General features: G+C 44.6%; 9 protein-coding genes. 6 read left to right on the top strand and 3 right to left on the bottom strand.

What is annotated here, in order from left to right; all coding sequences use genetic code 11:
• Nucleotides 1-39 precede the first annotated feature (39 nt).
• Nucleotides 40-810, bottom strand: a complete 771-nt coding sequence (locus tag HYN49_RS09885) for a sulfite exporter TauE/SafE family protein (protein ID WP_108903961.1) — start codon at nt 808-810, stop codon at nt 40-42.
• 82 nt (nt 811-892) lie between these two features.
• On the opposite strand from HYN49_RS09885, the gene HYN49_RS09880 reads away from it, so the two are divergent.
• Complete coding sequence (locus HYN49_RS09880) at nt 893-1,414, top strand: DUF7935 family protein (RefSeq protein ID WP_108903960.1); 522 nt, start codon at nt 893-895, stop codon at nt 1,412-1,414.
• A 251-nt stretch (nt 1,415-1,665) separates the two neighbouring features.
• On the opposite strand, the gene HYN49_RS09875 is transcribed toward HYN49_RS09880, so the two are convergent.
• Together HYN49_RS09875 and HYN49_RS09870 are read right to left on the bottom strand one after the other, a co-directional pair.
• Entirely contained in the window at nt 1,666-2,568 is a 903-nt protein-coding gene (locus tag HYN49_RS09875) for a patatin-like phospholipase family protein (protein ID WP_108903959.1), read from the bottom strand.
• Nucleotides 2,565-4,664, bottom strand: coding sequence for a M1 family metallopeptidase (locus HYN49_RS09870; protein WP_108903958.1), 2,100 nt, complete (start codon nt 4,662-4,664; stop codon nt 2,565-2,567). The genes HYN49_RS09875 and HYN49_RS09870 overlap by 4 nt, the downstream gene beginning before the upstream one ends.
• A 116-nt stretch (nt 4,665-4,780) precedes the next feature.
• Here HYN49_RS09870 and HYN49_RS09865 point away from each other — a divergent pair, with 116 nt between their 5' ends.
• The 5 genes from HYN49_RS09865 (at nt 4,781) to HYN49_RS09845 (ending at nt 13,078) form a co-directional block, all read left to right on the top strand.
• Nucleotides 4,781-5,290 (top strand): hypothetical protein, encoded by a 510-nt coding sequence (locus tag HYN49_RS09865; protein ID WP_108905026.1) that lies wholly within the window; start codon nt 4,781-4,783, stop codon nt 5,288-5,290.
• A gap of 38 nt (nt 5,291-5,328) precedes the next feature.
• Nucleotides 5,329-7,434 carry an ATP-dependent DNA helicase RecG gene (gene recG, locus HYN49_RS09860; RefSeq protein ID WP_108903957.1) on the top strand — a complete coding sequence of 702 codons (2,106 nt, stop codon included), beginning with the start codon at nt 5,329-5,331 and terminating at the stop codon, nt 7,432-7,434.
• A 175-nt stretch (nt 7,435-7,609) separates the two neighbouring features.
• A complete protein-coding gene (locus tag HYN49_RS09855; protein WP_108903956.1) occupies nt 7,610-8,674 on the top strand; it encodes an efflux RND transporter periplasmic adaptor subunit in 1,065 nt (354 codons plus the stop codon).
• Between the two features lie 2 nt (nt 8,675-8,676).
• Nucleotides 8,677-11,784 (top strand): efflux RND transporter permease subunit, encoded by a 3,108-nt coding sequence (locus HYN49_RS09850; protein ID WP_108903955.1) that lies wholly within the window; start codon nt 8,677-8,679, stop codon nt 11,782-11,784.
• Nucleotides 11,747-13,078 carry a TolC family protein gene (locus HYN49_RS09845; protein WP_108903954.1) on the top strand — a complete coding sequence of 444 codons (1,332 nt, stop codon included), beginning with the start codon at nt 11,747-11,749 and terminating at the stop codon, nt 13,076-13,078. The genes HYN49_RS09850 and HYN49_RS09845 overlap by 38 nt, the downstream gene beginning before the upstream one ends.
• Nucleotides 13,079-13,095 lie beyond the last annotated feature (17 nt).

Here is a 13,095-nt window from a genome sequence, read left to right as displayed (position 1 = left end):
GTGCAAGGCACCTTGCTGCGATCCCTGGCGCGGCACCCGTCACCTTTCCGTAATCACGTCATAAGCGAACCGCGCCAAAGTGCCAATGATGACCATCAGGAAAAAAATCCTGATAAATTTGTTTCCTTTCGCAATGGCCATTTTCGCGCCTATGAATCCGCCGGCAGCGTTACATATTGCCATCGGGATGGCAATCGCCCAGATGACTTTTCCTTTAGAAATGAACAGGCAGATCGAGCCGAAATTCGTAGCCAGGTTCACCATCTTCGCATTCGCGGAAGCATGCAGGAAATCGAAACCCAGCAGTGCTATAAATGCCAGCACAAAAAAGCTTCCCGTTCCCGGGCCAATGAATCCGTCGTAAAAGCCAATCGTGACACTAATAAGCACAGCATAAATAATCTGTTGCGCATCCGAATGCGATTTATCTCTGTGCAGACCGAAATTCTTTTTGGCATAAGTATACACCACCATTATTGAAAGTACTACGAGCAAAAGCGGCTTCATGAAGTCATTATGGACTACCGTGAGCAGCATAGAGCCCGCAAACGCGGACGGCACTGCGAGCACCATCATGATCACCAGCAGTTTCCAGTTCATCTTGACCTGCCTGAGGTATTGCGCCGCCGCAAATAATGTCCCGCTGAATGATGGGATTTTTAACGATCCCATAATTGTCGCTATGGGCAAACCCGGTAAAAGCACAAGCGCTGCCGGGGTCTGGATCAATCCGCCGCCACCCACCACGGCATCGACAAATCCCGCTCCGAAAGCGGCGATGCAAAGCAAGACAAGAATCCAGGTATCCATTGCTGAAAATTTTATCAAATCTAATGTATTGGTTTTATATGTTTATTCGTTTATTTGCTTTGGCTAAAAAAATGCACTAAAAATGGATACAGATAAGATTCTCGAACTTTTATTTTACACACTTCCGGCATTGATCACAGGCGCTGTAGCGTATTCTTTTTTCCAGAAATATACTGACAATGAGGAGAAAAAAAGACAATTCCTGCTCAGGAGAAGCAATCAGAAACAATCGTTACCGCTGAAGTTACAAGCTTATGAACGGATGGCTTTATTTTTGGAACGCATCAACCTTACAAAAATATTAATCAGGATTTCACCGATTTCGAGCGACAAAAATGATTATGCCAATCTGCTCATCGCTCACATCGACCAGGAATTCGAGCATAACCTTACGCAGCAGATCTATATGACAGACCAATGCTGGGCGCTGATCATAACAGCTAAAAATTCAACGATGCAAATGATCCGTAAAGCCGCTATTTCGACTGAAGTGACTGATGCGGACAGCCTGCGCCAATTCATCCTGAACGACCTGCTTGAAAAACAGACACCTGGAAACGCAGCGCTTGCTTACATTAAAGATGAAGTTTCTTCTATGATATAATGACAACTTAGGCTTCTTAGACTGTTAGACATCTTAGACTTTGAACATACAAATATTTGCACCTAAGCCGTACGAAAGTTTAAGCAGTCTAAAGCGAAGTGGGTCTAAAAATCTAAAAATCTGAAAGTTCAATAATCAAAAAGCCCCCGCAAAACGGAGGCTCTTTTTTATAGCAATTTTTCCCATGGTTTATGCTGGGAACTGATATAACAGTTGAAGGCTCAAAAACCCTACTTACAATAGGATTCTTTTTAAGGAAGTTTGTTGTCGCTCATGAGTGCGCTTTTATTCTTGGCATACTCGTAGCCTTCCTGCCACCACTGTTTCATCTTTTGTTTGTTAAAGATGAGTGCATTGTCGGTAAGTTGCGTCGGAGTGTAAAATAAATTTAATTTCACATCATGGTGGTTTGCTGAAAGCTTGCCAATGGTAATGTCGTGCTTTTCAACCTGGTCAAGGAGCGTCGCGAAAAGGTCGACCATCAGCGAAAAGGGATTTTTTCCGATAACACGTGGGGTCAGTTGTGTTTCGGTTTCTAAAATCACCACATCAACCACCGTAGCACCGCGATTGATTGCCTCGCGGATGGGCACCAGACTTGAAAATCCGCCGTCGCCATATTCGCAATCACCTTTACTGGCGATACTCATAAACGGGATATAATTGCACGAAATCCAAATCCAGTCACAGAAATCCTCATAATCAAAATCCCTGATGGCTTTGTATTCGACATCATTCTTCGTCAGGTTGGTCACCGTCACGACGATATTGCAATGGGAAGCCTTCAATTGGTTAAACTCGCTCAGCGTGAAATTCTTACGAATCTGTTTCCGTAGTTTCTGGCTTTCGCCAAAAGTGCGCTTCTTTCTCAGGAATTGCAGCAAAACATTGAAATGGTTGATGGTTACGATCTCAATGCCTTTCCTTTTTTTGACTACAAAAGGATTGATGTTGAAGATCTTCTTCATATTCACATTCGTGTAAATGCTATGGATCTTCTTCACATCGCCCAATGCCAGGTGCGGAATCAGCAAACTTCCGGTGGAAGTGCCCAACAGCAGATCATATTTGTGCCCCTGCTCCAAAAGGTACTGTGCCACACCGCCTGCAAAAGCACCTTTGCTCCCGCCGCCTGAAATTACAAGCGCTCTCATTTCTCTTTCAAAAGTTTGTCAAGCTGGATTTTTTCCTTTTCGGATAAAGATTCCAGCAAAGATTCGTAATACTCCCGGTGGCTTTGGTTTTTAAGCTGCGTGCGGATTTTGTCACGGGAAAATTTAGAAAAGCGCGCGATATGGCTCACCAGCCCGTTGACCAGGAATGGCAGATAGTTCTTATCGCTTTTATCAAGGAAAATCAATTTGTCCAAAGCATTGATCCTGGTATTGACGCGGAAATCCGGCGAAGCATATTGCAGCAATTCATCATAATAAGCCGGTTTTTTATCCTGACGATAATCTTTGGTCTTCAATGCCATCGAAAGCCACATAATCCTGAGATTTTTGTCGATCAGTCCCACCCAGTCTGCCGATTTATCCAACAGCCTGTTGCGGTCTTCGGGAAATTGCGACCACAACCTGTTCAGGGCAATTTCGCGTGTAAAGTAAGATTTATCATCGAGCAAAGTCTCATATTCCGTTTTGAAACCTTCGGGAACTTTGTCAAAATTTCCTGCCACAGCCTGCCTTACAAACACGTCATTGGTTTGCATCGCTTTATGCAACATGTCCTTTTTTTCTTCAAAAGATAATTCCTGTAACTGGTTAACAATTTCCTGTTTTATGGGGTAAAAGGCATTTGAAGCCAGTAAATTTTCGAATCCGGTTTGTTTTTGTGCCAAGGGAATGTCTTTCATTTCAGCCACCCGGAAATATTCCCTGATAAAATTACTTTTCTTTAAAATAGCCAATGCTTCCTGAATCGGGAAAACACTGCTTTCGAGCCATCTTTTCCTGAAATCGTTAGTATCATAATCTGAGACCTTATTGATTTCTGCCAGAAACTCCCCTGTATCGACATTTTTGAACTGGTATTTTTCAAGATAATTCTTTACGGCTTTCCTAAACTTTTCCGCCCCTACATTTTCCCGGAGCACATGCAGCGCCCATGCCCCTTTCTGGTAAAAACTCAGCGAACTGGCTTTTTCATTTAAAATAGGGATCGTATCGGTTTTCGAAGCCTGCTGCAATTGCTCCGCGATGTCATACAACTGGAAATTAAAATGGTCTTCCCCGAAAACTTCCTTTTCAGCCAAAAGCGCATAATAAGTAGCAAAGCCCTCCTGCAGCCAATGGTGCTTTGAAGATTTTGCGGTCACCATATCCCCGAACCACTGGTGAGCGAGTTCATGGCCGTTGACATTGATGTAATTGTTATCGTTAAAACCAATCTCATCTACGACATAAACCTCGTTGAACAATGTAGAGGTTGTATTTTCCATGCCACCGTAAATGAAATCATGCACCGGGATCTGGCGGTAAATTTTCCACGGATAGGGTACGCCAATTTCCTTTTCCATAAAATCGAAAATCCTTTTGGAATAGCGATAAGTGCTTTCATATTTTGCGGAATCTTCCGGTGCATAATAATACTGAAGCGGAATGCCGCTGGAGGATTTTTCTTCCTGATGTCCGAATTTCCCAATGGCAAGCATTAAAAGATAGGAACTCATGGGCTTCTCCATTGTGAAATAAGAAATCTTATCAGTTCCATTGCCGTTGAATGTGGAGTGATTGCCTTTCACAGGATCAGAATAACTAAAGGTGCCATTTGAAATGACGTCCCATTTTTTATCCGTGATGATACGCATCCTGAAAATCACTTTTTCATTCACATCGTCAAAACTGGGGAACCAATAGCTGGTATATTTACCCTGGCCCTGCGTCCAAATCTGGGAATTTTCACCATTTCCAACAAAATAAATCGTCTGTTTCGGGCTGGCTTTATATGAAAAGGACACTATATTTTTCCCTTTCTTAAACCCTTCAAACAATTGAAGCTGTTTTCCGGAATTGAAGGATTTCACTCTTTTTCCGTTAATCATCACATCGCTGAAAGTCATGTCGACTGCATCAATCTTTATCGTATCGATGCGCTTCATTACAATGAAGTTATAAATGGCTGCGCCGGAAACGGTTTTACTATCCGCATCTGGTGTAACGCTGCCGTCGACCGAAATAAAATCCACAAAGCGGGTTTGCTGTGAAAAGCAGGTGGCCGAAAGCAGCAGGAATACAAAAAGTTGTTTCATTTTAAAGGTATAGAATCCCAAAGTTACAAAGTCTGATGACTTTTCGCCAAGGCAAAGCGTTAATATATTTGGCAGAAAAGGTGCTGTTTGCTATATTTATAACCCATAACAATGCCATGACATCTGTACAAGACACCGCTGAAATCATCAAAATCAAGGTTTTTCTTGAAGCTATCGGAATTAAACTGATCCCGAAAACACTACCGGATTCAACATTTCTGCGGGGACTGGATCTCGGCCCGGATATTGTTTATGTTGATTTTGAAAAAATGAAGTATCCCGGCGATATATTGCATGAAGCCGGGCATATTGCCGTGACGATGCCGTCGGACAGAAAATTGATCGGAAGCATTGCAATGCCGGAAGGCTGGCCTACCCAGGGTGATGAAATCGCGGCCATGTTATGGTCTTTTGCAGCAGCTAAACACCTTGATTTACCACTTGAATTTGTTTTTCATCCGAATGGTTATAAAGGCAATTCAGCATGGCTGATTGACAATTTCCGAAATAAAGCCTACATCGGCTTACCGCTGCTCGAATGGTACGGAATGGCATTATCCGAGCAAAAAGCGGCAGCCGCAAACAAACAACCCTTTCCTTTTATGCAAAGCTGGATGAGGGAATAATCGTTTTGTGATTCCCAATTAAAAAGTATCTTCGTTCCATGTCAGGCAACTTATTACAAACCCCGATTGAATACCTTAAAGGCGTGGGGCCGCAACGTGGTAATCTGCTGCGAAAGGAATTGGGCATCCATACATATGCAGATCTGGTTAACTTTTACCCAAACCGTTACATCGACCGGACGCGTTATTACAAAATAAATGAATTACGGAACAATCCTGCGGAAGTACAGATTGTCGGGAAGATTGTTCACATTAAAACAGTAGAGCAGAAAAAAGGGCAAAGGCTTGTCGCCACTTTTACCGATGGTACCGGCGAAATGGAACTTATCTGGTTTCAGGGCATCAAATGGGTCCGTGAAAGCCTGCAACTGAATGCCCCGATTGTAATTTTCGGCAAATGCAATGTTTTCAATGGTTTGTACAGCATGCCACATCCAGAGATGGAATTGCTTAAGGACCATGAGCAGCATCTACGCTCTGCGATGCAACCCGTGTACCCGTCAACCGAAACGCTGGCGAACCGCGGGATTTCAAACCGCGTGGTCAATAAGATGATGCAGCAATTGTTCCTGGAAACGGGCAATACTTTTACGGAAACGCTTCCGGCCTGGCTTTTGGAGGAATTGAAACTGGTCTCGAAAAATTCGGCGTTGTTCAATATCCATTTCCCCAAAAGCGCCAATGCTTTGGCGAAAGCCGAATTCAGATTAAAATTCGAAGAGCTTTTTTTCATCCAATTGCAGCTTATCACTAAAAATATCGTACGGAAGCAACGTATCAAAGGACATCCTTTTACAAAAGTGGGTCCTTATTTCAATGAATTCTTCAACAGGCACCTGCCTTTTGACCTGACCAATGCGCAGAAACGCGTTTTGAAGGAAATCCGAAACGACATGGGCGGCAGTGCGCAAATGAACCGTTTGCTGCAGGGTGACGTGGGTTCGGGGAAGACGATTGTAGCATTGATGACGATGCTTCTGGCTTTGGACAACGGTTTCCAGGCGTGTTTGATGGCGCCGACAGAAATACTCGCAAACCAGCATTACCTGGGTTTAACCGAATTGGCTAAGGATTTAAATATCAATATAAAAATACTTACAGGATCAACCAAAACTGCAGATCGGAAAATCATCCATGAGGAATTGGAAAACGGTTCCTTGCACATCCTCATCGGGACGCATGCCTTGCTGGAAGACAAGGTGAAATTTCAAAATTTAGGCCTCGCAGTCATTGACGAACAGCACCGTTTCGGCGTAGAGCAACGGTCAAAATTGTGGAAGAAAAATGACATCCCGCCTCACGTTCTTGTGATGACCGCCACGCCGATCCCACGCACCCTGGCGATGAGTTTATATGGCGACCTTGATATTTCAGTAATCGATGAGCTCCCGCCTGGTAGGAAACCCATACAAACCGTACATCGTTATGATACGAACCGTCTGAAAGTCTGGAAATTCATCCGTGACGAGATTGCAAAGGGCCGGCAGATTTACATCGTGTATCCGTTAATCCAGGAATCTGAAAAAATGGATTTCAAGGACCTGATGGATGGTTACGAAAGCATTTCCCGTGATTTTCCGCTGCCGCAATATGCCGTTTCCATCGTACACGGAAAGATGAAACCCGCCGATAAAGACTCGGAAATGGAACGTTTTTCCAAAGGCAAAACCAACATTATGGTAGCAACAACGGTCATTGAAGTGGGCGTGAATATCCCAAACGCCAGCGTGATGATCATTGAAAGTGCCGAACGTTTCGGGCTGTCACAACTCCACCAGCTCCGGGGTCGTGTGGGACGTGGTGCGGAACAAAGCTATTGTATACTGATGACCGGACATAAACTCAGTAACGATAGTAAAACCCGTATGGAAACTATGGTCAGTACAAACGACGGCTTTGAAATCGCTGAAGTCGACCTGAAGCTACGAGGTCCCGGTGACCTGATGGGCAAGCAGCAAAGTGGTGTGCTGAATTTACAAATAGCCGATATCGTCAGGGACCGCGAAATCCTTCAACTAGCCAGGCATTATGCAATAAAAATCCTCAAAGGCGATGCATCACTGAGCAAGCCTGAGCATCAGGTGTTGCGGGTTGTATTTATGGAAATGTCAAAAAAGCAGGAGATCTGGAATTACATTAGTTAGTCAGTAAAGACCGAAAAGTCAGCAAAGTCCGAAAGTTTTAGGTAACCTATGGCAATTCTTCCGGACTTTGCTGACTTCCGGACTTTCGGACTCTTACCTGACAGTTGTTAAATAAAATCTAACGCTTCCCCCATTCAGGATTGTAACGCTTAAATTTGTTTCATAACTGCTACCCATGAAAATAAAATACATTGTCTACACCCTTATCGTTGTTGGACTTGGCGCATTGATTTTTTACAGAATTAAAGAAAATAAATCCGAAAACGACAAATCCAAAGACCCAAAATCAAAAAATAAGACAGCCAAAGTCAGCGGTATTGTCATCGTTCCCCAAACATTCGAAAACAATCTTTCACTTTCCGGCTCGATAGAAGCCGATGAACAGGTTGAAATCCGCAGCGAGGTTTCCGGGATTGTTGAAGGGATTTATTTTAAGGAAGGGGTGAATGTTTCCAAAGGACAGGTGCTTTTTAAAGTCAACGATGTCGAGCTGCGCGCGCAACTCCGCCAACAGGAAACCAAAGAAAATCTCGCTTCAGAAAACGAACGAAGGGCCGGATTGCTTTTAAAAAAGGAAGCCATCAGCCAGGAAGAATATGATATTGCGCGCGCCGACTTCAAATCAGCCCAGGCACAAACGCAATTGATCCGGGCCCAGATTGGGAAAACTTCGGTCAGGGCACCGTTTTCCGGCAAAATAGGATTGCGTTCGATTTCGCCCGGCACCTACATTACCCCTGACGTACTGGTGGCAAAACTTGTCAATGTTTCCCAATTGAAAATCACGTTCAGCATCCCTGAAAAATACGCCGGACAAATGAAGCTGAACACTCCATTGTCATTTACGGTTGCCGGTTCCACTTCTTCTTATACTGCAAAAATTTATGCCATCGAACCTGAGATTTCAGTAACGACGAGAACCCTGCAAATCCGCGCTGTGGCTGACAATAAAGACGGGAAACTACTTCCCGGCACTTTCGCTGATATCGAATTGCCTTTACAAAAAATCAACGATGCGATTGTAATCCCGTCCGAAGCGATCGTGCCGGTACAGGATGGCAAAAAAGTATTTACGGTCCAGAACGGCAAAGCCAAAGAAAACAAGGTTGAAACTGAAACCCGCACCGATAAAGACGTACTCATACTTTCCGGGCTTAAGGCGGGAGATACCGTCCTTACTTCCGGAGTCATGTCGCTAAAAGATGACGCACCGGTGAAGGTAATGCTCAAAAAACAATAGCCATGAGTTTATCTACCTTAAGCATCCGAAGGCCGGTTTTTACGATTGTCATCAATCTCGTGATCGTGCTTTTTGGAATTATCGGTTACACCTATCTTGGCGTAAGGGAGTTCCCGTCGATTGATCCGGCACAGATTTCCGTCCGGACGAATTACACCGGTGCCAACGCCGATATTATAGAATCCCAGATTACCGAACCGCTCGAAAAAGCCATCAATTCCATCGATGGAATCCGGAATATCACTTCTTCCAGCAATCAGGGGTCCAGCAATATTACGATAGAATTCAAGCTTGAGAAAAGCCTCGAAGAAGCTGCAAATGATGTACGCGATAAAGTGTCACAAGCCGTCCGTAGCCTTCCGCAGGATATTGATGCTCCTCCGGTAGTATCCAAAGCCGATGCCGATTCCGAGCCTATCATCACCATGACCGTTCAAAGCGATACGAAAGACGCTCTGGAACTCAGCGATTATGCCGAAAATGTAATTGCTGAGAGATTGCAGACGATTCCCGGCGTGAGCAGCGTGCAGATCTGGGGACAAAAGAAATACGCGATGCGCCTTTGGGTTGATCCTGTAAAACTCACTTCCTATGGTGTAACCGTTGCTGATGTACGAACCGCATTGGAAAAACAGAATGTCGAACTGCCATCCGGGAAACTCACAGGAGCAAATACTGAACTCACGGTGAAAACGATGGGGAATTTATCCGAAGCAGCGCAATTCAATAACATCGTCATTTTAGCGGAAGGCGAAAAGACCGTAAAATTCAGCGATATCGGCCGTGCAGAATTAGGTCCTGAAAACCTTGAAACCAAAATGTCGGAATCTGGCCTGCCGATGGTCGGACTTGCGATTATTCCGCAGCCTGGAACCAATTATATCGACATTGCCAACGCCTTTTACGAGCAATACGACAACCTTAAAAAAACATTGCCTGGCGACATGAAACTCAATGTGGCTATCGACAACAGCGTCTTTATCAAAAAATCGGTGGTTGAAGTAGCGGAGACCCTGGGCATAGCATTAATTTTAGTAATCCTGATCATTTACTTGTTTTTCAGGGATTGGGCGATTGCATTCAGGCCGCTGATCGATATTCCCGTGTCGCTGATCGCTACTTTTTTCATTATGTATTTGTGTGGCTTTTCGGTAAATGTACTGTCATTGCTGGCGATTGTACTGGCCACAGGATTGGTTGTGGATGACGGTATCGTGGTAACCGAAAATATCTTCAAGAAGGTCGAGGAAGGCATGTCTCCGATTGAGGCTGCAATTAAGGGCTCAAATGAGATCTTTTTTGCGGTCATTTCCATTTCCATCACGCTGGCAGCAGTGTTCCTTCCGATCATTTTCCTGGAAGGATTTGTGGGAAGGTTGTTCCGTGAATTTGGCGTAGTGATTGGCGCCGCGGTGCTGATTTCCGCATTTGTTTCGCTTACGCTTACGCCAATGCTGAATGCCTACCTGATGAAAGGCGGCGAACAGAAAAAGTCGAAATTCTACAACCTCACCGAGCCGTATTTTGTGAAATTAAACCAGGGTTACGCCGGATCGCTTTCGAAATTCATGAAACGGAAATGGCTCAGTTTCCCGATCATTATCATCTGCGTCGGAATCATCGTCCTGTTCTTTAAAATATTGCCAAAAGAAACAGCGCCTTATGACGACCGGAGTTTCGTAGGCGTCAATGTCACCGCTCCCGAAGGCGCGACTTATGATTACACCGACCGTTTCATGCAGGAACTGACACAGCTGATCAACGATTCTATTCCGGAGAAGAAAGTCAGCCTCGTCATCACCTCGCCTGGTTTCGGTTCGTCGTCGGTAAACAGCGGAAGGATCCGCATCGCCTTGAAGGAACCTGGCGAAAGGGAACGCAGCCAGAAGGAAATCGCCGATGATCTTACGAAATGGACCAAGAAATATTCCGAGGCCAAAACCAACGTTTCCGAACAACCGACCATTGCCGTAAACCGTCGTGGTGGTATGCCGATACAATATATCATCCAGGCACCGAATTTTGAAAAACTGCGTGAAAAAATTCCGCAGTTCATGGATCTGGCAAACCAAAACGACACTTTCTCCAATGTTGATGTCAACCTGAAATTCAATAAACCAGAAATCAATGTGACCATCGACCGTGAAAAAGCGGAAAGTTTGGGTATTTCAGTTTTAGATGTCGCGCAAACCTTGCAATTATCCTTAAGCGGTCAACGTTTCGGCTATTTCATGCGTAACGGAAAGCAGTACCAGGTGATTGGGCAATTTGATGAAAAGGACCGGGACTCGCCTTTAGACCTGACTTCCATGTCCGTCAAAAATAACAAGGGGCAACTGATACAATTGGACAATGTGGTAAAAACGGAAGAAAAAAGCAGCCCGCCGCAGTTGTACCATAATAACCGTTACCTGTCTGCTACCATTTCCGCTGGTTTGTCCCCGGGCAAAAGCATCAGCGATGGCATTGAAGCGATGGATGAAATTAAGGCTAAAGTTTTAGACGACACTTTCACTACCGACTTGGGCGGCGAATCGCGCGATTTCGTAGAAAGCAGTTCCAATACCTCCAAAGCATTCGGATTGGCGGTATTGCTTATTTTCCTGATACTTGCGGCACAATTTGAGAGTTTTATCGATCCATTGATTATCATCCTTACCGTACCGATGGCGGTCGCAGGCGCTTTATTTTCATTATGGCTTTTCGGGCAGACGTGGAATATCTTCAGCCAGATCGGAACAGTGATGCTGATCGGATTGGTCACCAAGAACGGGATTTTGATTGTTGAATTCGCAAACCAATTGCGGGAACAGGGAAAACCAAAACTCGAAGCGATCATGGAAGCTTCCGAAGCCAGGTTACGACCGATATTGATGACGAGCCTCGCGATTTCCTTGGGTGCCTTACCGATTGCCTTGTCTCTCGGTGCTGCAGCGACAAGCCGCATCGGGATGGGTGTCGTGATCGTAGGCGGGACGATATTTTCATTGGTTTTGACGTTATTTGTGATCCCGGCGATGTACCTGATGTGGTCACGCGCCAAAAAACACCATCCGGAATTTGACCATATTGATGAATATGAAAAAGAAATCAGGCATGAAAAACAGTAAGCTATTGATCGCACTATTGTTCTGTTTCGGATGGATAAAAACTGAAGCACAAACAGTTTTGACGGTTGAAGAAGCAGTGAAAACGGCATTGGAAAACAATTACGACATCCGCATCGCATCAAACGAACTAAGCATAGATAAAACCAATGTCACATTGGGGAATGCAGGTGCGTTGCCGACGGTCACCGCGAATGTCGTCGACAACAACGGCATCCAGAATAGTAAACAAACCCGCTCTGACGGTACGGTAAATGAATTGGATAATGCCAAAAACAACAGCCTGAATTATGGTGTCGGGCTAAACTGGACCGTATTTGACGGACTTCGGATGTTTGCCCGTTACGACCAATTGAAGGAACTGCAGAAACTCGGGGAAGCCGAATTAAGGCTGGCGATCCTTACACGCATCAGTGACGTGATTTCTACGTATTATATTATCGCGCAGCAACAACAGCAATTAGCCGCACTGGACACGACTATTGTCATTTCGAAGCAGCGATTGGAATTGGCCAACAACCGTTACACTATTGGGAAAGCATCCAAATTGGAGGTATTGAATGCGCAGGTCGATTTAAATACCGATACGACCAATCTGCTTCGCCAGAAGGAATTGTATGCCAATACCAAAATCGCCCTGAACCAGCTCATGGCGCGCGACCCGCAAATCGATTTTTTCGTAATAGATGACATACAAATTGATAAAACTTTACAACTCGACGAACTGATTAACCTGGCTCAGAAACAGAATCCGCAGCTCGAAACGCAAATCATCAATAAGCGCGTTGCAGAATTGCAATTGAAGCAGGTCAAAGCCGGACGATATCCCATCATCGGCATTAATACAGGATACAATTTTGCGCGTACCGAATCCAGCCTTGGATTTACCATACAAACCCAGTCTCGCGGACTTACCTATGGTTTTACGGCCACGATGAATCTTTTCGATGGGTTCAACCAGCACCGAAATGAGAAAGTGGCAAAATTACAGATCGAAAATTCACAGATCCTAATCGAGCAACAGACGGAAAACCTCAAAACACAATTGGCTTCCGCATTTCAGACGTATCTTACCAATATGCAATTGGCAGAACTGGAACAAAAAAATGAAGAAATCGCAAAGCAAAATCTCGACATTACGATGGAAAAGTTCAGGATCGGAACCATCCCTACTATTGAATTTCGTACCGCGCAGCTTAATTACGTGACGGCACAAACACGCAGCAGCGATGCCCGGTTCCAGGCCAAGTTATCAGAAGTTGCGCTGAAGGAACTTGCCGGAAATCTCAAATTTTAGTTTAAATTTACTGAAAA

This window comes from Flavobacterium pallidum, assembly GCF_003097535.1.
In the GTDB taxonomy this organism is placed as follows: domain Bacteria; phylum Bacteroidota; class Bacteroidia; order Flavobacteriales; family Flavobacteriaceae; genus Flavobacterium; species Flavobacterium pallidum.
The sequence above is the reverse complement of the archived record's forward strand: the minus strand, read 5'-3'. Positions and strand labels throughout refer to the sequence as shown.